This is a genomic window from Roseobacter litoralis Och 149 (genome assembly GCF_000154785.2).
Taxonomy (GTDB): domain Bacteria; phylum Pseudomonadota; class Alphaproteobacteria; order Rhodobacterales; family Rhodobacteraceae; genus Roseobacter; species Roseobacter litoralis.
On record NC_015730.1, the window covers coordinates 3,179,334 to 3,205,629 of the forward strand.

The window sequence follows — 26,296 nt, forward strand, 5'->3', positions numbered from 1 at the left end:
AGTATACCTTTACAGCATGCAGACGCGCGGCAGAATATTGCGGTGCTTTAGAGCGTCTGACGAAATACCTGAAACATCAAGTATCACGTAACGCGTTGAAATCTTTGATTTCAGGCAGCGTTACGTGATTCAGGTTTTTCGCATGACGCTTTAATAGGCATCAATGAACACCAACTCGTCGTGTTGAAGGTTTGGCACCGTCAAGCCAGACGAATACTCGGTGTATGGGTCAGTGAGATCATCGATAGTAAAGAAATCTACGACAATATTTACTGCGCTCATGCTTGACGAGCTGTGATACATATACAGTTCCGTCACAACCGGTAAGCCCACTTCCAACGTGACCCTTGCCGTATCGGTCCCGCCATTTCCGTCACTGACCGTATAGGTAAAGCCGGTCGTGTCCCCGGGATCAACCAAATCGCCCCGGTTCTGGAAATCAACGACCCCGCCTGGGTAAACCCGGAACTCGCCGCCATTATCGCCAGCAAAGAGGATGCCCGGTTCAATGGGCTCACCGTTCACAAAGATAATTTCATCGGCACCAAAGTCGTTTTCCAGCAGGTCCGTCTGGTCATTGATCGCCCCAAGGCGGAACAGGCTGCGGCCAGCGTCGTCCAGGTCGAACGCAGACACCATAAAGACGTCATCATCCGCGATATCTGGTCCGACGTTCAAGGTCACCCGCGCGGTATCTGTGCCGCCATTGCCATCGCTGACCGTGTAGGTGAAGCCAGTGGACTCCCCCGCAGCCACGAAGTCACCACGGTTCTGGAAATCAACGACACCCCCCTCATAGACACGGAACTGGCCACCATTGTCACCCGCGAACAGGATGCCCGGCTTGATCGGCTCGCCATTGACCGAGATGATCTTGTCCGCGCCGATGTCGTTTTCGAGCAGGTCCGTCTGGTCGTTGATCGCCCCAAGACGGAACAGGCTACGGCCTTCGGCGCTCAACTCACCTTCGGTGATGTCAAACGTATCATCCGCGGCAATGTCGGGCCCGATTGTCAGGGTCACCGTCGCTGTGTCCGTACCGCCGTTGCCATCACTGACCGTGTAAGTGAAGCCAGTTGTGTCGCCGGGCGCAACCAAATCCCCCCGATTCTGGAAGTCGAGAACGCCGCCTTCGAACACACGGAACTGGCCACCATTGTCACCGGCGAACAGAATGCCCGGTTTGATTGGCGCACCATTGACAGAGATGATCTTGTTCGCGCCCGTGTCGTTTTCGAGCAGGTCTGTCCGATCGTCGATTGCAGCAAGCCGGAACAGGCTACGGCCAGCAGCCGTCAATTCGCCCTCGGACACAACGAATGCATCGTTGCCTGCGGTGACAGCACCGCCCTCTGGGCTGATCGTGATCGTCACCGTGGCGGTATCCGTCCCGCCGTTGCCGTCGCTGATGGTGTAGTCGAACGTGTCCGTCGCGGTTGTCCCCGCGCCCAGACCGCTGAAGCTGCCGTTCTGGTCGTAGTCAAACGTCCCATCCGCGTTCAGCGTCACGATGGCACCGGATGCAAGCGTCGTCGCGACCCCAAGCGCCGCTGCCGTACCGTTCAACGCCGTCACCGAAAGCGTATCGCCGTCGATATCACTGTCCGCGCCATTGCCATTGTCGCTCAGCACATTGCCGCTGAGCGCGCCATCGACGCTTACGCCACGGCTGTCATCCACCGCATCCGGTGCATCATTCACGCCGCTCACGCCAATGCTGACCGTGGCCGTGTCGGTGCCGCCATTCCCATCACTGATGGTATAGGTGAAGCTGTCCGTCGCCGTCGCGCCAACGCTCAGGAACTCGAACGCGCCGTTCGGGTCATAGTCCAGTGCACCGTCGGCACCCACAGTCAAAAGCGCACCTGAGGCGAGCGTGATTTGCACCCCGACGCTCGCCGCAGTGCCGTTTATGGCCGATACCACCCGCGTATCCCCGGCATCCACGTCGCTGTCAGCGCCACTGCCGTTATCGCTCAGGATGTTGCCACTGACGCCGGTGTCTTCATCCGTCGCAAAGCTGTCGTCCTGTGCAACAGGTGCATCATTCACCCCGTCGATTGACACAGTCACCGTCGCGTCATCCGTTGCGCCGAACTCATCCGTCAGGGTGTAGGTGAAGCTGTCGCTACCGACATCTCCGAGCGCGAGGGCCTCGAAGGCACCGTTCGGATCGTAGTCAAACGTACCATCCGCGTTGAGTGTCAGCAAAGCCCCAGAGGCCAGCGTGACCTGTGATCCGACATCGCCCGCCTGCCCGTTGACAGCGGCGATGCTCAGAACCGCGCCGTTGTCCACATCGCTGTCAACCCCGTTGCCGTTATCCGCAAGCACGCTGCCGCCAATGATGCCCGTATCTTCGTCCGTCGTTACGGTATCATCCTGTGCAACAGGTCCGTCATTCACACCCGTGATCGTCACATCGACAGTCGCAGTGGCAGTGCCGCCGTTTCCATCCGTCACCGTGTAGCCGAAACTGTCTGTCGCGGTTTCGCCTTGGGCAAGAGTATCGAACTGACCATTGGTATCGTAGGTGATGGTGTCATTATCCGCCTCGACCAGCACAGCACCGATGGTCGCGAGATCATCTACCGATGTGATCTCGACATCGTCACCATCTATGTCGGTGTCATTCGCGGTAGCGACCACTGATCCCGATGTATCTTCGGTCACGGTGAGCGCATCATCGCTCGCCACTGGCGCATCGTTTACGCCGTTGATCGTGATGTTGACGGTCGCGCTATCGACGCCCCCATTGCCATCGCTGATCGTGTAGGTGAACGTATCAACCGCCGTTTCACCGACCCCAAGTGTTTCGAATTGCCCGTTGGGATTATAGTCAAACGTGCCATCGCCGTTATTCGTGACGATACCAACAGTCGCGGTGTCATCAAAGCCGGTGACAGACAATGGATCAGTATTCGGATCATTATCGTTGTCCAGAACCGAGCCGGTGGTAAAGGCCGTATTCTCATTGGTGTCAAAGGCATCATCAATCGCCACGGGCGGCAGGTTCGACCCGCCAATGGTGATCGTCACCGTCGCGGTATCCGTCCCGTCGTTGCCGTCGCTGATGGTGTAGTCGAACGTGTCCGTCGCAGTTGTCCCCGCGCCCAGACCGCTGAAGCTGCCGTTCTGGTCGTAGTCAAACGTTCCATCCGCGTTCAGCGTCACGATGGCACCGGATGCAAGCGTCGTCGCGACCCCAAGCGCTACTGTCGAGCCGTTCAGCGCGGTCACCGAAAGCGTATCGCCGTCAATATCACTGTCCGCGCCATTGCCATTGTCGCTCAGCACATTGCCGCTGAGCGCGCCATCGACGCTTACGCCACGGCTGTCATCCACCGCATCCGGTGCATCATTCACGCCGCTCACGCCAATGCTGACCGTGGCCGTGTCGGTGCCGCCGTTCCCATCACTGATGGTATAGGTGAAGCTGTCCGTCGCCGTCGCGCCAACGCTCAGGAACTCGAACGCGCCGTTCGGGTCATAGTCAGCCGTGCCATCGGCATTCACTGTCAGCAAAGCACCCGAGGCGAGTTGGACCTGCGTGCCAACATTTGCGGATTGCCCGTCGACCTGCGTCACAACCAGCATGTCCAGCTGATCAATGTCGCTGTCCACCCCGCCGCCGTTATTGGCAAACAGGTCCAGCCCGACGAGTCCGGCGTCTTCGCTTGTGGTAAAGAAGTCGCCCTGCGCGATGGGTGAATCGTTCAGACCCGAGATATCGACGGTCACCGTTGCGGTATCCGCCCCCCCGTTGCCGTCAGAGACCGTGTAGTCAAACGTGTCGGTTCCCGACTGGCCCGCAGACAGGGTTTCAAACTGCCCGTTCGGGTCGTAGTCGAACGTGCCGTCACTGTTCAACGTCAGCAATGCACCGGAGGCCAGCGCCACTTGCACACCGACATCGCCCGCCGCGCCATTGACGGCGCTGACCAGCAGCGTGTCGCCATTTGCATCCGTGTCATTGGCGAGCACGTCGCCAGTGACCGCCGTGGCCTCATCCGTCGCGGCACTGTCATCAACCGCAACCGGCGCATCTGCATCGCCGTTGATCGTGATGGTCGCCGTGGCCGTGTCCGTGCCGCCGTTCCCGTCTGACAATGTGTAGACAAAGCTGTCGGTGGCCGTCTCGCCCGCGTTCAGCGTGTCAAACGCCCCATTGGTATCATAGCTGAATGTGCCCGATCCGTTGACGGTCAGCAAAGCGCCGGAGGCCAGCGTGATCTGTTGCCCGATATCCGCCGCCTGCCCGTTGACCGCACTGACAAAGGGCACGTCAGAGGCATCCGGGTCGCTGTCGGTCCCGTTGCCGTTGTCCGCCGTGAGATTGCCAAACAGGGTGCTGTCTTCGCCGGTCGTCAGCGCATCGTCATTTGCAACCGGCGCGTCATTTACACCGTTCACGACAATCGACAGGGTTGCGGTCGCACTGCCGCCGTTGCCATCCGCCACCGTGTAGCTGATCGAATCCGTCGCCGTCTGCCCCACGCTCAGCGTGTTGAACGCCGTGCCAGGATCATAGATGAATTGCCCATCCGAGCCCAATGTGACAGAGCCGCCGCCGCTGGTTGTGGTGGCGACGCCCACCGCGAGGGTCGATCCCACAACCTCGGTGACCACAAGGGTGTCGTTGGCATCGATATCGGTATCATTGCTCAGGACATTGCCGGAGGTCGAGCTGTCTTCATCCGTGCTGGCCGTGTCATTTAAGCCAAGCGGCGCATCGTTCACACCCGCAATCGTCAGGGTCACGGTCGCTGTGTCACTGCCGCCATTGCCATCTTCGATCGTGTATTCAAAGGTCTCGGTCGCGGTATCTCCAACGCTGAGATCTTCGTAGCCGTTGTTCGGGTCAAAGCTGAACTGACCGTTGCTTTGCAGGGTGACTTGCCCGCCACCCGCCAGTAGCACGGCAACACCCACATTGGCGGCACTGCCGTTCACTTGCGTTACGGTGATCGGATCGCCACCGGCATCGCTATCGGCGCCATTGCCGTTATCGGCCAGAACATCGCCATTGACTGTCACCTCTTCATCCGCGGCGATACTGTCGTCGCGCGCTGTCGGAGGTGGATTGGTCCCGTTGATCGAGATCGTAACCGACGCCGTGTCTGTACCGCCCCGCCCGTCTGACAGCGTATAGTCAAAACCATCGGTGCCGCCGGTGCCAAAGGCGCCGTTCGGGTCATAATCAAAGGTGCCGTCCGCATTCAACGTCAAGAGCGCGCCAGAGGCCAGAGTGATCTGGTTGCCAACATCGCCCGCCTGACCGTTGACTTCGGACACAGTGAGGGTGTTGACCGCGTCCACATCACTGTCCGCGCCGCTGCCATTGTCATTCAGCACATTGCCTGAAATCGGGTTGTCGTCATTGGCGGCAAAGGCATCATCAACCGCATCGGGATCATCATTTTCACCCCGTACAAAGAAGTTGATCGTGGCCGTATCCGTGCCGCCTTCCCCGTCCGAAATCTCGTAAGACAGCGGATCGGTAGCGGTCTGGAAATCCGCGAGGTCTTCGAACTGACCGTTTGGATCATAGTCAAAGCTGCCATCCGCATTCAGTGTCACCAGCGCCCCCGACGCCAGCGTGATCTGCTGCCCGACGTTTGCCGCAACACCATTCACCGCGCTGACCGTCAGCGCATCCCCGCCCGGATCACTGTCGTTGGTCAGGGCGTTGCCTGTCACCGCGGGGCCGTCTTCGCTCACGTTGACAAAGTCATTCGTGGCATTCGGGTTGGCATTCACCACCGTCACTTCGAATGTGTCGGTCTCAACCGAATTTGCCTCACCCGCATTGTCATCCACCGTCACCGTGACGGTAAAGGTGCCTTCGCCCGCGAAAACATGGTTCAGCACAGGAGACAGCGACGACGTGGTGAACGTCGCAACGGGCGAACCATCACCATAATCCACCGTGAAGGAACGCGAGTCCGTATCCGGGTCCGTCAGCGTCAGGGTGCGGTTCAGGTTTGCGCCTTCACCGACACTCGTATCTGCACCGGCCTCCAGACCGGGGGCATCATTGACCGGATCAACGGTAATATTCGCAGCAACTGGCGGATCTTGCGAGAAGGCAATCCCGTCAGAACCCGTCCACAGGAAGCTATCAAGGCCATTGAAATCCTGATTACCGGTGTAAATCAGATTACCCGCCAGCAAATCCGCACGTGACACAACCTGACCTGCAATCACCGGCACACCATTCAGCGCCAATGCGCCATTCACCGGGAAGGTTTCGATGCGGATTTCTTCCAGCGTGTTGCCGTTCGGGTCAACAAAGCCTGCCTCAAAGATCGCGGCATCCAGTACAATCGCCGTATCTTCGTCGCCATTGGCAGATACCGGCGAAATCGACGGCGCATCATTGCCATAGATCTGGATCAGAACTGACCCGTTCCACGTGATCACAAAACCACCGCCGGGCAGACCGGCAATATCAGGCTGGTTTTGCGACCCGCTTGTGGTTGTGTTGACCTGGAACTGGCTGTCCACACGCGCACCACTGGAATCGTATTGCTGCGCAAATACGCCCTGACCTGATCCATCCGTTCCGGCGTGATCGACCCATGCGATAACGAAATCGCCGTTGTCCAATGCAGCGACCACGGGATCGTTCTGCGTGGACAAACGTTGGTCATTGACGCGGAACTCGTCCACCAGCGGTGTACCGTCAGCGGCGATGATCGTGGCGTAAATGCCAGTCCCGCTCAGGTCTGCGACGGAGTCGGTCCATGTCACGACGACATTTCCGTCGCTCAGAACAGTCACTTCGGCGTCCGTCTGGTCGCTCCGCGTCGCGGTATTGACCTGGAACTCTGCACCCACAGGTGCTGCGCTGGCATCATACCGCTGTGCGAAAATACCAAACCTGTCACCGTCCGCAGACCCGGCACTGGAGAACGACTGCCAAGTAACAAGGAAGCCACCATCGTTCAGTTCAGTGACCGCAGGGTCCGACTGCGTGCTGACCGTTTCCGTATTTACGACGAACTGGCTGCTGATCGGCGTGCCATCCGCCTGGAAATGCCGCGCGACGATGCCGCTACCATTGCCATCACCCGCACCGGCTGAATTCGCGGATTCCCAGGTGATCACAAATGTATCGTCACTCAATACGGCAACGTCGGGTCTGAACTGTGTACTGCTCACCAGATCGTTTGCAACAAATTCGCTGCCATTCAGCGTCCCGTCAGGGTTAAAGACCTGCGCAACGATGCCGCTGCCACTTCCGTCCAGCGCGTCGTCCACCCAAACAACAACCCAGCCACCGTTCGAAAAGGCGGCGATTTCCTGCGACGCCTGATCTTGTGCGGTGGTCGTGTTGATCTGGAACTCATCGCTTGCACCTGAGGCAAGACCCGTTCCGTCGCGTGCCAGCTTATTGCCGTTCACGTCAAAGCGCTGGCCAAAGATGCCCTCTCGGCTGCCATCCGTCCCAAAGCTCGTCCATGTGACGATGAAATCGCCACCGGTCCCCGGCAAGGTCACAATTTCCGGGTTATCTTCGCTTCCCGTGTCAGTCGTGTTCACGATCTGCTCCGCACCCACGGGCTGAGCAGAATCCGGCGTTGGCGTGATGGTGATCGTGACGACCTGCGGCTCTGACGCGCCGCCATCGCCATCGGTCACCTGAATACGCAGATCCCGCGTCGCCAGCGGATCATCCGAAATGTTGCGATAGGTCAGGTTCTCGACCAACAGTTCCACAATCTCGGCCGTTGCATTGGCATTCAGGCGCAACTCAAACGGTGTGCCGTCCTGACCGTTCTGAATGATCTGGGCCACTTCTGTCCCATCCACCGAGACCGTCGTACCGGCAATCGTGATCTGGGTCGTCTGACGCAGACCGAGCTGGTCCTGCGTGAGGTCATCCGGTGCATTGATCTGATTGATCAACGGCGCCGAAGAAATCAGGTTTGAGACAAGGATGGACCCGCCGTCAAAGTCAGCTGAATCCGCGTCGGAAACGGCCGCAGCCCCATCCGCGTCAATCAGCTGAGGCACACCATTCAGCGTGTTTTCGAGGTATGTGACCTCGCGGTTGATCCCCTCGACGACCGGGTCGCCGCCGCTGGCGAAATCTGCGGGGTCCCCGATGATGCGATGGAATATGCCGCCACTGCTCCCATCACCAGCCGTGCCGCTGGTTTGCGAGGTAAAGGACACAACAAGGTTTCCACCCGGCAGTGCTGCGATGGAGGCTTCGTTCTGGGTTGAACTGAATTCCTGATTGACCTGCAATGCGCCATCAATCCGGTTTCCTTGCGCGTCGTACTGTTGCAGGAACACGCCCACACCACTGCCGTCTGTGCCATTGTTGTCGGAGTAGGTTATCGCAAACCCGCCTCCGGAAATCGCAACAACATCAGGGGCGGACTGAGCATTATCCACGACCTCATTGACAAGGAACTCTTCCCCGACCCTGTTCCCAAACCCGTCAAATCGCTGTGCGTAGATGCCCGCAGATGTGGTAAACCCGAAATCATCCGCCACGTCAGATTCAAATACGACGACATAGCCGCCATCCTCGGTTGCGGCAATCTTTGGCGCAAACTGCGAGAAACGCTCGGTCGTGTTGACCTGCACCGGTCCGCCGATCTGGCTGTTGTCCGCTGCATAACGCTGCATGAAAACACCAGTGTCGTTGTCGCCCGGATTATCCACATTTGTCGCGGTAAAGACGACGACATATGTACCGTCCGACTGTACCGCAACATCCGGTGTCACCGCGCTCGAAGACCCGAGTGGGGCAATCACAGTTTCCGTGCCAACCGCACCGCCCTGATCATTGAAGCGCTGCACATAAATTTCATCGATGAACGGGCTGGTCGCATCCCGGCCATTGCGGACAAGGACAAAATCACCGTTATCAAACGCCGCAAGTGCAGGGGCATCCGCGTCGAAATGCGTCGTGCTCGGCACTGCGATTTCACTGCCAACGGGCTGGCCATTGGCATCAAACACCTGCATCGCGAGTTCTTCGTCATTGTCGACACCGATCAGGCCGGAGTTATCCTCCCAGGCGACGACAAAACCGCCCGTGGACAGACCAACCACATCGGGATTGTTTTGTGCAAAAGCAGCGTTTATGTTGACCTGAATCTCGCCACCGACCGGTGCACCTGAAGCGTCATACCTTTGGGCAAAAACACCGAGATCGTTATCACCGGTAGCATCCTGATTGGCCGAGGACCATACGACAACGTATCCCCCATCAGCAAGCGATGCGACCTTGCTGTCGGATTGATTGTTGGTCGTGAAAGAGTTCGTTTGGACTTCGTCGCCGACCGGAACCGCGCCGTCGGTTTCTGGCGTGATGTTAATCTGGACCAGCTCGCGCACGTGCCCGCCATCACCGTCATTGACCTGAATAGAGACAAGACGCGACGTCTCGGGATCGTCCGAGGAATTCCCATACGTCAAGGACCGGATTGCGTCCTGAACCAGCTGCTGCGTGGCTGCACCGTTGAGTTGCACAACCAGTTCGGCGCCATCTGCACCATCGGAAGTGATTGTCCCGATGGCAGTCCCGTTCACCGACAGTGTTGACCCGGCGATGGACACAACACCGCTCGTATCGAACCCGAGGCTGTCTTGCGATGCGTCATCCGGTGCCGCAAACTGCGATTGGATCACATCGTTAACAACCATCGACACCGTCAATGCGCCGCCATCAAAATCAGATGAATCTGCATCTCCCAAGCCCGCGGCGGTGGCGAACAACTGACCCGAAGCGTTCACATCTGCTTCGTCCAGCGTGACGCTCGCATCCAATGCAACTAGAACCGGGTTCTCAGAGATCTGAACGTCGCCTGCGTTGGCAAATACCTGCTGGAAAATGCCATTGCTGTTGCCATCGCCCGCTGTGGCCGACGTAAAGGACGTCCACACAGCGGTAAAACCACCATTGGGCAATGCAACCAGACGCGCTTCACTCTGCGTGGAGCTGAATTCGGTGTTCAACTGGAACTCACCGTCGATGCGGCTGCCGTCAGCTGCATAAATTTGGCCAAATACGCCGGTTCCACTTCCATCGTTCCCGCCGTTGTCCGACCAGGCCACGACCCAGCCGCCCGTATCAAGCGCGATAATATAGGGATCAAACTGCGCATTCACAGTGGTTTCGTTGACCAGCGTCTCGCCACCGATTGCCACCCCATTTGCGTCAAAGCGCTGCATCTGGATGCCAGTCGAGCTACCGTCCACACCACTGTCATCATCCCAGACCACAACAAAGGACCCATCTGCGAGGGCCGCGACCTGCGCGGAGTCCTGATTGCTGAGCGTGGCAGTGTTGACCTGGAATTCCCCGCCAACCGCTGTGCCATTCGCCTCAAAAAGACGCGCAAAAACGCCGTTTGCGTTGCCGTCGCCGGCTGTTCCAGAGGCGAAAGACGTCCACGTCACAACGATCCGACCACCGCTCAGAATGGTAACGGACGCATCATTTTGGGTCGATGAGGTCTCTTCATTGACTTGAACAGAAGCACCAAGGGGCGCGCCAGTATCATCAAACTGCCTCAGGAAAACACCAAAGCCGCTTCCATCCGCACTGCTGGCGTCGGAGTAGACAGCCACAATCGTACCGTCTGATTGCGCGGCGAGATCAAGCTGGTCTTGCGTGCTTGCGGTGATGTCGTTCACAAGGAACTCATCGCCCACCCGCACGCCGGCTTCGTCAAATACCTGCGCGAAAGTGCCCACGCCGACTTCTCCTGCGGGCACTCCGGCAGGATGCGCAGAACTATTATCACTCCATCCGACGACAAAACCACCCGTCGGCAGGCCGGTGACTGTGGGATCGCTTTGCGCGAATTCGGTATGCAGGTTGACCTGAAACTCGCCACCGACGGGATCACCGTTCAGATCATAGCGCTGGCCGAAGATCCCGGAACTGGCATCTTGCACACGGTCCTGATCCGCACTGACCCAGACCACCACATATCCAATCTGCGCACCGGAGGAATCGTATATCTCTGACGTGGCCGCGTCATTCTGGCTGCCGGTCACAAATGTATTGACCTGCTCTTCGTCGCCCTGCGGCAGAACTGTGCTGTCTATTTCACTATTTACTATGATATCAATGACTTGAGATCCGGTTGAGCCGCCATCCCCATCCGTCACCTGAACAGCGACCTGGCGTAATTCAAGCGGATTGTCTGATAGGTTCTGATAGGATAGCTGCGCAATGATCGCTTCCACCGCTTCCGGTGTTGCCGATGCGCTACTGAGCGCAATTTGCAATGGGTTGCCGCCACTGCCGTCCTGGACAATCGTCCCGATGACGCTGCCGCCAACTGAGACCTGCGTTCCGGAAACGCTGACGCCATTGCCGTCCAGAACACCCAGCAGGTCTTGCGCAATGCCTTCGCCGGGGCCGCGCAGTTGTTCCTCATTGAGGCTGCTGCCCACGATGCGCTGCACGAGGATGCTGCCACCATCAAAATCGGCGGAATCCATATCCGTCAGCGACAGCGCACCGTCCTGATTAAGCAATTGAGGGGTCGCATTCGCGGCATTTTCCTCAAAGGTCACTGTTTCCTCGACACCCGCCAGAACCGGTGCCATCGACCCCGCGGGTGGCGTCGGTTGATCAAACAGCGCTTGGAATACACCGATCCCGGACCCATCCCCGGCTGTGCCAGAGGTCTGCGAGGCCCAAACAGCAGCCAGTGTGCCATTGCTCAACACGGCGAGGTCGGGCTGGTTTTGCGTCGACGAGATCTCTTCGTTCACCAAAAACGCATTGCCGTCGAAAGAGCCATCCGCGTTGAAACGCTGCGCGACCACACCAACGCCGGACCCGTCAACACCGCTGGAGTCTGACCATGCGACGGTAAAGCCGCCACCCGGCGTGCCCACGACAATTGGGTCGGCTTGGGATGAAATCGTTGATGTATTGACCTGGAATTCAGCGCCCTGTGCCACGCCATTACTGTCAAATACCTGACCGAAGATGCCATCACTGCTCGCGTCAGGGCTTTGCCATACGACGATGAACCCACCGTTTGGCAGTGTTGCACTGGCACCAAGAGCAGCCACATCCGGACGAGATTGGCTGCCCGCCGTTGTCGTATTGATTTGCTGCTCATCTGCACCGGCGAGGGTTCCATCAAAGGTCACCAACTGACCGTTTGTATCTACACGCTGTGCGAAAACGCCGATGGACGACCCATCGCTGCCGCCCTGCTCTTCCCAGACGACCATGACATCGCCATTGTCCAGCAAGGTGACCTGCGCGCGCTGCTGTGCGCCAGCCGTCGTCGAGTTTATCTGGAACTCGCCGCCTTCCGGGGCACCAGAGGCATCGACAACACGCCCGAACACGCCATTGCTACTGCCATCACCTGCGGTGCCGGAGGCCGTTGACGTCCAGACAACCATGAACCGGCCAGCACCGAGATCAACCGCTTCTGGTTGGTTCTGAGTCGATGAAAACTCTTCGTTCACCTGAAAGGCAGAACCGATCTCAGTGCCGTCATTCTGATAAACCTGGGCAAAGACGCCCTGCCCGCTGCCATCCCGCCCGGTGTTATCATTCCAAAGCAGCACGAACGTCCCATTGGACAGACCCTCGGCCCGCGGCTGGATCTGATCACCGACAGCGATATCGTTCACCTGGAACTCAACGCCGACCTGCTGGCCTTGTTCATTGAACCTTTGTGCAAAGATTCCGCGATTACCCGAGGCGGGGTTGTCTTGCTGCGTCGAATTCCAGACGACAATGTAGCCACCATCGCTCAATTCCGCGATGCGCGGGGCCTGCTGCGTGCTGGCGGTGAAGGAATTCACCTGCGATTCGACGCCGAGGCCGGTGTCAATCGTCACCAGATCGCGGATAAGTTCTTGCTCCATCCGGGTGAAACCGGTCTGGTTCCCGGCCTGATTGCCGATTGTGAGGTCAAAGCCGAGGCGGTTTGTACTGCTCAACCCGCCGGTGATCCCAAATGTCAGCGCTTCGGCGAGGGCCTCGATCCCGGCTTCGGATGCATTTGCATTCAGATCGACCCGCAAGGTCGCGCCGTTAACACCGTTCGACGTCGCATTGATCGTACCGATGGCGGTCCCTTCATAGGACACATTTGTTCCGTCAAATCCGATCTGTCCCGCGCCAGTCCCTTGGTTTTGAACAGATATCTGTTTGTTTGCCGAAGAGTTGAACACTTCCGAAATCTGCAAGAAGCCACCGTCAAAGCTCGTGCCTGCCAGATCGTCAAAGTCGATATTTGCATCAATGAGTTGTGGGGCATTAAACAGATCAGCCTCGCTGCGCGCTGGCGTGTCATCAAGTTGTGTCGCTTCGTTTTCGGGATCGGCAAAGTCATCCAGTGTAAGCCCGGTGGCTGTCGAGGCCCCTGCCCCAATCCGCACAAAGATAGAATCCGGCTCAGTCTGACCGCCATTCCCATCCGTCACGGTGAACCCAATGCCACGGTTGGTGAACTGCAGGTTCAGGGCGGTATCGGTAGAACCATAGGCCAAATGCTCCATGATCACCTTGACCGCTGCCGCATCCGCCGCCGCGTTGAAATCGATCCGCAAGGGTTCCCCATTGACCCCGTTTTGCGCGGCATCAATGGTCCCGATTGCCGTGCCATTGATACTGATCGTGCTGCCCGAAATTGTGACGGCGGCATCGGTTGCGATGCTCAGCTGATCGCTCGCGGTCCTGCCAGCGGTGTAATAGACCTCAAGTGTGCCACCGTTGAAATTGGCGTTGTCAGGGTCAGAAAATTCGATGCCATCATCCAGAATTTGCGCGCCACCCACAATGTCATCTGCAAACAGCTGCACATCCCGCTCAACGTCTTCAAGCACAGGAGAGTTGTTCGCGCTCGGTGCAGATTCAAATGTACGCAACGAGACGCCATAGCTGGATCCATCGCCCGAATTGCCGCTGGTGAAGGAGGACCAGACCGCCGCAAAGCCATCGTTGAAGGACGTGACGGCGGGTTGGAATTGTTGGGATGATGTCTCAACGTTCAGTTGGATTTCACCGTCTATGCGGTCACCATTGGCGTCAAAACGCTGCCCGAACACACCGTCGCTGCTGCCATCCTGATTGCTGCCCGCGGTCCAGCTGACCAGAAAGCCCCCATCACTCAGGGCCGTGATATCCGCATCACTTTCGCTGTTGAGCCGGTCCGTGTTGACGCGGAACTCGCCGCCAACGGCAACGCCATTGACGTCATAGCGTTGTGCAAAAACACCTCCAGCGGACCCGTCCAGCAGGTCATCAGTCCAGACCACGACGAAACCGCCACCGTCCAAACCAATCACCGCCGGTTGCGACTGATCATCATTCGTTGTTGTGTTGACCTGAAACTGCGCGCCGGTTGCAGCACCGTTTGCGTCAAAGCGCTGCGCAAAAACACCGTTGCGATCCCCGTCCCCTTCGGCCCCGCTCGCGAAGGACGTAAAGACGACCACATGGCCTGCATTGTTGCCAACCCCGTCCACTAGCGTTGCGACATCTGGTTGCGACTGATTGCCAGTCACGGTCGCCGTGTTCACCGTGATCTCGGCACCGACAGCAACCCCATTTGCGTCAAATCGCTGGCTGAGGATCGCGTCCTGACTGCCATCGCCGTCATCCGAAACATAGGTGGCGACAAATCCGCCATCGGCGAAGGCTGCGACCGAAGGTGCGAACTGCGATAGCGCCACCGCTGTATTTACGACAATTTCAGAACCTTGCTCAACACCATTCGCGTCAAAGCGCTGCGCGATGATCCCTTGATCAAAGTCGCCGGGATTATCCTGATTGGTCGATTGCCACGCAACGACGAAGCCGCCGTCGGCGGTCGCCGTAACGCTGGGCGCACTTTGCGCACTTAGAGTTACATCATTGACGAGGAACTCCGGACCTGAGGGAATTCCGTTCGCATCATATAGCTGGCCGAACACGCCCGTGTTGAAATCACTGATGTTATCCTGGTTGGTCGACTGCCAGACAACGATGATACCACCACCGGTCAGTTCAGCGACCTGCGCATTGTCCTGATTGCTTTCTGTATGCGCGTTCACACCGCGCTCGACGCTCGCGACAAGTGTGGAATCCACATCCGGAACCACTGTTACTTCTATAAGCTGCGTGGGTGTGCTTTGCCCGTCGCCATCGGTGAGGTCGACACTCAGGCGTCGGGCTGCCACCGGCGCATCCGAACCATTGCCGTATGCAAGATTGCCCAGCAAAGCCTCAACGGCCTCAGCGGTTGCGTTTGTATTCAACGTGATTGAAAAAACCGGCCCGCTGTTTGTGATCGTACCAACCGTAACGCCGTCTACCGTAACTGTGTCACCCGTGTTCAGGCCAGAGAACTGAACATCGCCATTTCCGACATCCCCGGCCACGAGACCAAGCTGGTCCTGCGTTTCATCATCACCCGGGTTGAGTTGTTCGATATCGTCAAAAGTCTGCGCAACCGCGAGCGTTAGCACGCCCCCGTCAAAGTCATTTGAATCCGCATCCCCAAACGCAACAGTCGCATCCGCGTCCAAACGTTGCAGGCCTGCGTTGACATCCGCTTCGTCAAAGACGGCGGTGTCTGAGAACCCTTGTATTACTGGCGCGGCACCGGGTGTGAAATCTGCCGGGTTGCCATAGACCTGCTGAAAGACACCGTTGCTGCTGCCATCGCCCGAGGTGCCGGAGGTCACCGATGAGAAGGTGGCCACAAAATTGCCACCCGGCAAGGCCGCCAATTTAGGTGAGAACTGGCTGCTGACAAAGGTTTCCTGATTGAGCAGGAACTCCCCGTCGAGACGTTCGCCAGTCGCCGAATAGCGCTGTGCGAGCACCGCATCGCCGCTTGCATCCGCATTCCCTGCAAAATTACGCCACGCGATGACGAACGTGCCATCGTCCAGCCCGATAACATTGGCTTCGCTTTGGGTGCTGGAAAAACTGTCATTGACTATGAAAACGTCACCTGCGGGCGCACCGGAAGCGTCATACCTTTGCGCAGCGATACCCTGACCGGACCCATCAAGCCCGCTCGTATCCGTCCATGCAATGACAAAACCACCATCCGCCGTGGCTGCAATATCCGCCTCGGACGTGCTGCTTGATGTAATGCCAACCTGAGTTTCTGCGACTGCTTCGGTGCCATCGGGATTGAACACCCGCACGAAGGCCGTGTTACCGGAGAAATAGGTTACGGCAATGCTGCCATCGGTCAGGACGGCCACATCTGCCGTGCCCTGATTGCCGACGGATGTCGTATTCGCGACCAGCTCGCTCCCGACGGGCGTGCCGTCTGTCGCAAAGCGTTGCATCAGAACGGCATCCGCAGAGCCGTCCCCACTGTCGGAAGTGTAGACAACGACATACCCGCCATTTGCAAAGCCCGGTGTGCCGGTCGGGATAGTGGCAACGGCGGGGTCAAACTGCGTGGATATCACCGTCGTGTTGACAACTGTTTCGCCTCCAACAGGCGTGCCGTCTGCCGCATAGCGTTGCGAAATAATCCCGAGGTCGCTGCTTTCCGGCACATCCACGAAGCCGGATTCCCAGACGACAACCCAACCGCCGTCTTCCAGCCCGGTGACGACCGGATCTGCCTGATTGCCGGAGGTTAAGGTGTTGACCTGAAATTCACCGCCAATGCGCGCGCCTTCGGAATTATACCGCTGGCCAAAGACACCTTCGCCACTTTCGTCCTGACCGTCGGAGTCCCAGACAACAACCCAGCCGCCGTCCGTCAGCGCGGCCACTTCCTGCTGGTCCTGCGCATCGGCGACAAAGCTGTTCACCTGCTCTTCGGGTCCAACCGGCACCGGCGCACCTGCCTCGGCGACTTGGTTGATGCGGATTTCCAGCGAACGCGGCTGGGTCAGCCCGCCATCGCCATCCTCGATCAACAGCGAATACGTGCGGGAATCGCGCGGATTATCAGAATCCGTCTGATACGACAGAGCATTCAGCAACGATTGAACACGGTCCGGCGTAGCACCTGCAAGAAGGTCCAAAACCAAATCAGCGCCGTTCAAACCGTCGGAAGATACAGTTGCAACTGCCACACCATCGACCCGAAGCGTCGCGCCGGTTTGCGTAACTGTGCCGCCAACAGCGACAAACACCGAATCCTGTGACAGATCATCGGGTGCATTGAAGCGGTCCGCGAGCGGCTCAGTCACAACGCGGCTCAGACGGACGACCCCACCCTCAAGATCGCTGGAATCCGCGTCGGTCAAAGACAGGCCACCCGTCAAAACAAGCTGGCTGCCGACATTTGCAACATCTTCGTCGATATCGATGATCAGCGGCAATCCTTGAAGCACAGGAGCCGCAGATTGCGATATCTCGGCCGGATCCCCGATGATTTGCTGGAAAACACCGCGGCTGTCGCCGTCGCCAGCCGTACCCGAAGTTTCCGACGTCCATTGAACGACATAATTTCCATTGGGCAAGGCGGCCAATGAAATTTCGTTTTGCGTCGACAGGACTTCGGTATTGACCCGCGTCTCACTGTCCAGCCGCGTCCCATCCGCGTCAAACACCTGCACGAACACATCCTGACCATTGCCCGGCGCGGGCACGGATGTATCCGTCCAGCCGATGACAAAGCCACCTGTATCCAACGCGATGATATCAGGGAACGTCTGGTCCCCGATCACGGTATCGTTCACGCGGGTTTCGGCACCGATTGCGACCCCTGCATCGCTGTAGCGCTGATAGTAAATCCCGCCAGAACTGGAATCCTGACCCTCAGAGCGCCAGACAACGACGAAATCACCATTGTCCAACGTTGCAACTTTGGGCACCGACTGCGCGTTGTTCACAAAGGAGTTGACCTGAAATTCCGCGCCTTCCGGGCTGCCAGAGCTATCGAAAATACGCGCTGATAGGGATGATGAGGACCCATCCCCATTGGCAACGTCATTCTCCTCCCAAGCCACAACAAAGCGACCGCCGCTGAGGGCCGAAACCGCAGCGGTATCCTGTGCGCCGATTGTCTGTTCATTGATCGCAATTTCGCCGCCGACGCGCGCGCCTGCAGCATTGAACAACTGGCCAAAGACGCCGTTTGAATTGCCGTCCCCGGCCGTACTGGAATTCACCGAGGTCCAGGTGACGACATAGCCGCCATTGCTCAGCCCTGTGACCTGTGGCTGGAACTGGCTGCTTGAGGTTTCGGTCTCGACCTGGACCTCGCTGGCAATCAGTGCACCGGACGCATCATAGCGATTCAGGCGCACACCGGTGATCGTGTCGTCATCCCAGACAACAACCCATCCGCCGTCATTGAGCCCGGCAACATCCGCGTCAAACTGCGACGAGGTAACCGTCGTGTTCACCTGAAATTCCGGGCCAACTGCGCCACCCGCCGCATCATAACGCTGCGCAAAAACGCCCAAGTCATTGTCGCCCGAATTGTCCTGGTTCTGCGACGTCCAGACGGAGATATAACCGCCATCCGCCAGACCCGAAATCGCGGAATCCGACTGGCTTGAAACCGTGACTGTATTGACCTGCCGCTCGGTTCCGACAAACCCATCGGTGTCGGATTCCGGTGTCACCTCGACACTGATCAGGACGGGATCAGATGTCGCGCCATCGCCATCTTCGACCAACAGCTCAAGCGTCGTCTGCGCGCGCGGGTCGTCCGAGGCAATGCCAAAGGTCAAATGTTCCAACAGGACCTCGACTGCTGCGGCATCAGCTGCAGTGTTCAGGTCAATGACAAAGGCTGTACCATCAGCGCCGTCGCTGCTGATGCTGCCGATAAGTGTCCCACCGACAGAAACGTTCGCGCCGCTGATCGCGACAGCCCCTGTGCCGTCCAATCCCAATTGCAACTGTGCATCGGCATCCTGATCGGAAAAACCGTCTTCGGACAAAGACTGCCCGATGGAGGACAGGACAATCCGCCCCCCCGCAAAATTCGTTGAATCCGCATCCGAAAACGCGACCGCGCCATCGACATCCAACCGTTGTGGCGCTGCGTTTACATCCGTTTCCGAGAACGTCCGCGTTACGGAAAAGGCTTCGACCAGAGGCCGTGCAGAGGGGGCCGAGAACGTCAGTTCATCCCCAAAAATACGCTGGAACACACCCTGCACTGACCCGTCGCCCGCATCACCTGATGTGTCAGAGGTCCAGACGGACACGAAATCGCCATTGGCAAGGGCTGAGACATCGCCCCGCTGCTGAGAGCCGCTTATCTCTTCGTTCAACATGATCTCACCCGACACGGCGACGCCATCGACGTCGAAACGTCGGGCAAAAACGCCGTCACCGCTGCCGTCGCCAGCCGTGCCGCTGGTTGCGGATGTCCATGTGACCACAAAACCGCCGTCGCTTGTTGCGGTGATCTCCGGATCGTACTGTGAAGAGGATGTCTCAACATTGACTTGGAATTCGCTGCCTACGGCTGTACCGTCCCCCTCATAGACCTGCCCGAAGATACCAAAGCCACTGCCATCTGCCGCGCTGGTGTCTTCCCAAACAATCACAAACCGGCCACTGTCCAACCCTGAGACGGCAGAGTCCTGCTGCGCGCCCGCCGTTGTCGTATTGACCAGAAACTCGCTGCCAATCGCGGTGCCGTTCGGTTCATAAAGCTGTGCGAAAACGCCTTGACTTGATCCATCGCCCGCTGTGCCAGACGCAGGACTGGTCCAGGTCACGATAATACCGCCAGCGGCCAGCCCATTAGCGCCAGCGCTTGGCGCAATAGCAGCAATCGAGACCTCCCCCTGATTTCCCGAAATTTCCGAATTGACCTGCACGTCATCACCAAGAGGCGCGCCCGCAGCGTCATAGAAACGCACGCGGATTCCATCGCTGCTGCCATCCCCGGAATCATCCGTGAAGGCGACGGCAAAGCCGCCACCGGGCACGCCTGCGACCTCAGGATCAAACTGCGTGACAGATATGTTCACCGCATTGACCTGAAACTCGCCCCCCGCTTTGGACCCATCCGCCGCAAAGCGCTGTCCGTAGATGCCAAAGTCAAAGGAGCCCGGCACATCCTGATTGCGGGATTCCCAGACGATCACGAACCCGCCGTCATCCGTCGCGGCAATCGACGGGTCGCGCTGAATTTCATTGGCTGTCTCATTCACGAGGGTCTGCGCGCCAATACGTTCGCCCTGCGCTGAGAACCTTTGCGCAAATATACCGTCCTGATCTCCGTCCTGACCCGTCGACACCCAAACAATCACATAGCTGCCATCAGCCAGTGTCTCGACCCGCGCTTCGTTTTGATTTCCGACGGTAAAGCTGTTGACAAGTTGTTCTGGCGTCAAAGGAGAATTCATGGGGCCCTCATAAAATATCTGGATCCGCCTAAATGCGGACAAAAAAACCTAGCGGGGCCTGAAAATAGCCCCAAATTTGGTTAATAGACTTCATCGCCCTTAAGCTTCTGTCAACCAATTTCCCGGCTTTCGCCTCGTGACGTCTGACTAAAAGTCATCGTTTGAAGGCCTTGGCACGCAGCCATTTTCAACGAAGAGTCGTAATTTCGACTTATGCGTGTAGATGCCTCACCTGCGAAGCGCGCAGGGTTTTCTTGAGATGACCGGCAGTGCGGTATCTGCGGTATGCTTGATTGGTGAAGTCGACCAAGCATTTAGCTATTTAGGCCGGGCATTTAAAAAGCATCGCATACGCCGGACGCGTCACCGTGATCCAGCACAAAGGGCGGTACGGCCCGCCGGGTTCCGGCAATTCGCGAAATTAAGTCGGGAGCGGGCCTCAGCGTCCCGCAATGTTCTCGGTAGAAAAAACGCGATTGTCGAAACGGCCCGGCCCAGCACACGTCCAACGCGAATATATGTCATCATATCAGAATCAGACGCGCACTTTTAGCGCGTTATCTCGCCATTCAGGGAAAACCTGACGAAAATCGATTACTGCTTGCGCTTTACGCTTCCTTCTTCGCAGTGCTCTGACCCGTAAAACGGGACACAAAAAACAACGCAACCGCCCCGGTGACACCGATCAGGTCAGAGACAAGCCCGCCTTCGATCATGAACAAGGCAACGACGATCAGCGCGACGCGTATCCCGACATTCGCACGTTTTGCAGCCCACCAGCCCTGCACCCCGGAGGACAAAAGGTAGACGCCCAAAACGGCTGTGACCGCTGCTCTGAGAACCTCGAACCATGTGCCATCCATCAACAAAGCCGAGTTGTAAAAGAACATGAACGGCACGATGAAGGCTGAAATTCCGATCTTGAAAGAGGCGACAGATGTGGCCATCGGGTTTGCGCCCGAGATACCTGCCGCCGCATAGCTGGCCAAGGCAACAGGCGGCGTGATGGCCGAAACGACAGCAAAGTAGAACACAAAGAAATGCGCCGTAAGAGCCGGAATACCCAGCTGCACAAGCCCCGGTGCGACGACGCTGGCGGCAACGGCATAGGCCGCAGTCGTCGGCATCCCCATGCCCAGCAGGATCGAAATACACATGGCAAAGAACAGCGCGAGCAGCTGGTTTGTGTCTGCGATGCTCAGCAATACAGAAGAGAACCGCGCCCCGACGCCCGTCAGCGAAATGACCCCGACAATGATACCCGCACAGGCACAGACCGCGATGATCTGGATGGACATGATCCCTGCCAGTTCAAAGGCTTTCGAGACCGATTTGATCCCCATCCGGTAGGGTGTAAACCAGCTCACTACGGCGGCGGCGGCTGTGGCAAGCGTGCCTGCACGAATGACCGAATACCCCATGAACAGAGCGGCGATCAGGATGATGATCGGAAGGAACAGAAAGACCCGGCGCACCATATCGCGGAACTTGGGCAGCTCATCTTCACGCATACCGCGCATGCCCAGCTTGGCCGCCTCAAAATCCACCATGAAATAGACGGACACGAAATATAGGACGGCCGGAATGATCGCGGCGATGGCGATGTCCGTGTAAGGAATGCCAGTAATCTCGGCCATGATGAAGGCGCCTGCGCCCATGATCGGCGGCATGATCTGACCGCCTGTCGAAGCCGCAGCCTCAACCGCGCCCGCTGTGGTCGGTTTGTACCCCACCTTTTTCATCAGCGGGATCGTCAGTGAACCAGTAGCGACCACATTGCCCGCAGACGTTCCGTTGATCATCCCCATCAGACCGCTGGCAAAGATGGACACTTTCGCAGGCCCACCGCGCGCGCGCCCTGCTGCGGCAAAAGCAAAGTTCACAAAGTATTCGCCGACCTTGGACGCCTGCAGGAACGCGGCAAAGATGATGAACAGAATGATATATGTCGAGGATACAGCCGTGGTCGGCCCCAGAATTCCCGCATCCGTATAGACCTGGCTGAAGAACCGCTGCCATGTGATGTCAGGCGCATTAAGGAAGCCCGGCAGGCGTTCTCCGACAAAGACATAGACGAGGAAAATACCGGCAATCACGATCAGGGCGAGACCCGCAACCCGGCGCGTCATCTCCATGATAAGAACGGTGCCAGCGACGGCGGCAAGGCTCATCCCGATGGGGGCAAAGGGGGTGCCCGTTGCATTGCGCATCAAGGTGCCAAAAATCGTGATCAGGTAAATCGCGACGCCAGCCGCACAGATGATCAGCACGAGGTCCGCAGGAGACAGCCTGCCCCGTTCGGGCGCACGCATCCAGCCGACGAGAACGCCAATGCTGGTTGCAACAATCAAAGGCACGCCATAATGCCATATTTCAGCGGACCTGATCGCCGGATCAATGCCGTTCCACATGGTGCCACCCGCGATATCGCGCGCGAAACCGAAGGCGGTGAAACAGGCATAAAGCGCGGGTAGCAGCGCGATATATGCAACGATATCAAGCGGGTGATTGCGACGCTGTGGCTGGTCCGAGAAGCCCCGCGCAGAATAGAGCAAAAAGCCCAGCGTCAGCGCCCCGGCGATATGCACGATCCGGAAGTTCCACGTCTCCATCGGGAAAACCGGTAGATAAGGGATGTAAATTCCCGTCCAGCCACCAATTGACCAACCGTTCAGAACCGCCATGTGGAACAACGCATAGACCCCCGCAAAAGCAGCGATCAGGAATTTGGTGCGCCCCTCGAATACGCGCTGGTTGCTGCCAAGCGGTTCGTCATCGACCCCTTGCGTGTTGATCGGGCTTTCGACCGCGCTGTCTGGCTGGGGGGTGCTGACCATGGCTGGGCTCCATTTCGCTGTGAGCGACGTCTGCACGACATCGGTTTTTTAGATGCGTGCAGGAAATTTGGGCCGGCCTGAGCCACGCCAGCGGCGCAGCTCAGGGGCTGTGGGTTTACTTGCTGTGGATTTGATCGGCGGGGATGTCGGCCCCGGCGTTTTCAATGAACCACTCTGCGGCACCTGGGTGCCAAGCGATCACACCGCCGTTTTTGTCCCAGTTTTCAGGCACAGTCGTGCGAGCGGCCTTGTGGATGTTCATCATACGCTCATTGTCTGACATGATGATATCGACCACCGCTTTGACAAAGCTGTTGGGCAGATCGCAGTTGGCAATCGCAAAGTTCCACATCGAAACCGAGCGTGCATCGGCTTGAAGCGTCGAATAGGTGCTTTCAGCAATCGCATAGGCCGCCACCGGGAAGGCTTCCATGATAGTTGCCTGCTCTTCTGCTGTGAACTCGATGATGTTCACATCCGTTTGCACTTCAAGCTGGCTGACCGCAGGAACGGGCACGCCCGCCGCAAAGGCAATCACGTCCAGCAAACCGTCCTGAAGCTGACCACCCAGATCGCTCCAGGATCCGTTGCGGCGCTCGTAGTTGACGCCAAGTGTGTCCATCATGCGCGGGAAATACGTGTCAGACGTTGAACCCGCGGGGCCAAACCCGATGCGCGCACCTTCAGGAATTTCGGCAATCGCCGTAATTCCGGAGGATGCAAGTGTCGTCACCGAGAATGGCGTTTGATACATCGGGAACATCGCGCATGAATTCGTCATTTGCAGTCCCGGTGCAATCGGGCTCTCGCCCGCGATGGCTTCGGCTGCCGGACCCATGGTCGTCATGCCGAATTGCGCGTCACCCGTGTGCACCAGCGCCATGTTCTGACCGGGGCCACCGGTGACTTCACCACCACCACTAATGCCCAATTCCTCTGCGACCAGATTCGCCCAGCCCGATCCGTATGCGAAATATGTGCCGCCCTGAGACGCGGTCGCAACCGTAAAGCTTTCGGGCCATCCCGTGCGGTCTTCATGACCATCGGCAAATGCAGCTTGGCTCAGCAAGGCTGTTGCCACAATAATAGCGGGCGTTTTCATATAATCTTCCTCCACGTGTTCATTTCGGGCGCTTTTGGGTGCGCCACGCTTGTTATCTCCCGACGACCCGCGCCGAGTGTACTCTCGTAATTAGGCGTCATTTAGCCGCTAAGCAATCAGTATAAGGTAATTTTTGCCGATGCCTGATCACATTCCTGATAAAGCCACCGCTCTGCGTCGCGCTCCCCGGAGGCTGCAATGCCCGTTCAAACGAGATTTCCGCGGGCGCGTTGACATCCTGAAGGCAACGGGGCCTTACTAGTGTAACTATTCGGTTACAAATCTGAGGAGCGGTATTGCTGGAGGTTTACGACTATATCATTGTGGGCGGTGGGTCTTCGGGTTGTGTCATGGCGGCGCGGTTGAGCGAGGATGAAAACACGTCAGTCTTGCTTTTGGAAGCGGGAGGGCTTGATCGTAATCCGCTGTTTCACATCCCCGCAGGCTTTGCCAAGATGACAAAAGGCATTGCATCCTGGGGCTGGTCCACCGTGCCCCAGAAAGGGCTGAACGGGCGATCGCTCTGGTACACGCAGGCCAAGGTCATCGGCGGCGGCTCTTCGATAAACGCGCAGATATATACGCGCGGCAACCCGCACGACTACGACAATTGGGCACAAAACCACAACTGCGATGGATGGAGCTATCACGAGGTTCTGCCGTACTTCAAACGCTCTGAGGGTAATGAGGTCTTTTCCGACTTGTATCACAGCGAGGATGGGCCGCTTGGCGTGTCGATGCCGCGCGGTGCCCTACCGATCTGCACGGCGTTCATAGAAGCGGCGCAGGCGTGGGGTCTTCCGTATAATCCTGATTTCAACGGGGTACGTCAGGAAGGGTGTGGGTTTTATCAACTGACCCAGCGTGACGCCAGACGTTCGTCTTGTGCACGGGCTTTCCTGAAACCCGCCCAAGCGCGCGCCAACCTGACCCTGCGTACAGGCGTTGAAGTCTCGCGCATCAAGCTTGAAAGCGCCAAAGCGGTCGGGGTGATCCTGCGTGAAAACGGTGCTGATGTCCTGATCCGTGCGGACCGCGAAGTGATCATTACATCCGGCGCCGTCGGCTCACCGCGCCTGTTGATGCATTCAGGCATTGGCCCTGCTGATCATCTGTGCAGCGTGGGCATTGATGTGACGCTTGATTTGCCCGGTGTTGGGTCAAACCTGCAGGATCACCTTGACCTTTGCACGATATCGCAATGCACCGGGCGGCATACCTACGACGGAACCGACCGCATTGATCGCACTCTGTTGGCGGGTTTGCGGTATTATCTCACGAAAACCGGGCCTGCTACGGCATCTCTCTTTGAAACGGGGGGCTTTTGGTATGCAGACCCAGATACCCCTTACCCCGATCTTCAATTCCATCTGGGTCAGGGGTCGGGCATTGAGAAAGGGATCGTCAAGATAAATGGCGCAGGTGTCACGCTCAACAGCGCGCTGGTGCGGCCAAGGTCGCGTGGGTCTGTGCGGCTGGCGTCATCTGACCCCAATGTGCCGCCTCTGATTGATCCCAATTTTTGGGGTGACCCCTATGATCGGGAGATGTCGTTAAAGGGTCTTGAGATCGCCCGCGAGATCATGGCGCAACCCGCCTTGTCAAAATACGTTGCAACCGAGGTCTTGCCGGGGCCATGCGCAACCAAGGAGGACCTGTTGCGCTATGCCATCAAGATCGCGAAAACTGACCACCACCCCGTCGGCACATGCCGGATGGGACAAGGGCCTGATGCTGTTGTCGACCCCGCGCTGCGCGTGATCGGGGTAAGTGGCCTGCGGGTCTGCGACGCGTCCATTATGCCCCGGATCAATGCGTCAAACACCAATGCCCCCACGATCATGATCGGCGAAAAGGCCGCGGATATGGTGCGGGGTCTTGCGCCTCTGCCTGCTGCGGAAATGAAGGCGAAAAGTGACGCGGACGCATCGGCGTAACATCACACAGGCTCTGGCGGTCTGGACAGCGGGCCCAAACCCACGCCTGACGATTTCGCCGCCAGCGGCCACGACGTCGATCAAACGTTGCCGTTTCACCCATCTTCCACCCCGGCAGGTTCCTTCGCAGCTTGAGGCTC

Annotated in this window: 4 protein-coding genes; 1 reads left to right on the forward strand and 3 read right to left on the reverse strand. The window is 58.0% G+C overall.

The window, feature by feature from the left end; all coding sequences use genetic code 11:
- Positions 1-150: 150 nt before the first annotated feature.
- The 3 genes from RLO149_RS15185 to RLO149_RS15195 form a co-directional block, all read right to left on the reverse strand.
- Positions 151-20,280: a beta strand repeat-containing protein gene (locus tag RLO149_RS15185; protein ID WP_013962986.1), complete on the reverse strand. Its 20,130-nt coding sequence runs from the start codon at positions 20,278-20,280 to the stop codon at positions 151-153.
- Positions 20,281-20,888: 608 nt separating this feature from the next.
- On the reverse strand, positions 20,889-23,117 hold the full coding sequence (locus tag RLO149_RS15190) for a TRAP transporter permease (RefSeq protein WP_013962987.1): 2,229 nt from the start codon (positions 23,115-23,117) through the stop codon (positions 20,889-20,891).
- Between the two features lie 115 nt (positions 23,118-23,232).
- Positions 23,233-24,219, reverse strand: coding sequence for a TAXI family TRAP transporter solute-binding subunit (locus RLO149_RS15195; RefSeq protein ID WP_013962988.1), 987 nt, complete (start codon positions 24,217-24,219; stop codon positions 23,233-23,235).
- Positions 24,220-24,515: 296 nt separating this feature from the next.
- Between RLO149_RS15195 and RLO149_RS15200 the strand changes: the two genes are divergently transcribed.
- A complete protein-coding gene (locus tag RLO149_RS15200; protein WP_013962989.1) occupies positions 24,516-26,156 on the forward strand; it encodes a GMC family oxidoreductase in 1,641 nt (546 codons plus the stop codon).
- The last annotated feature ends 140 nt before the right edge of the window (positions 26,157-26,296 follow it).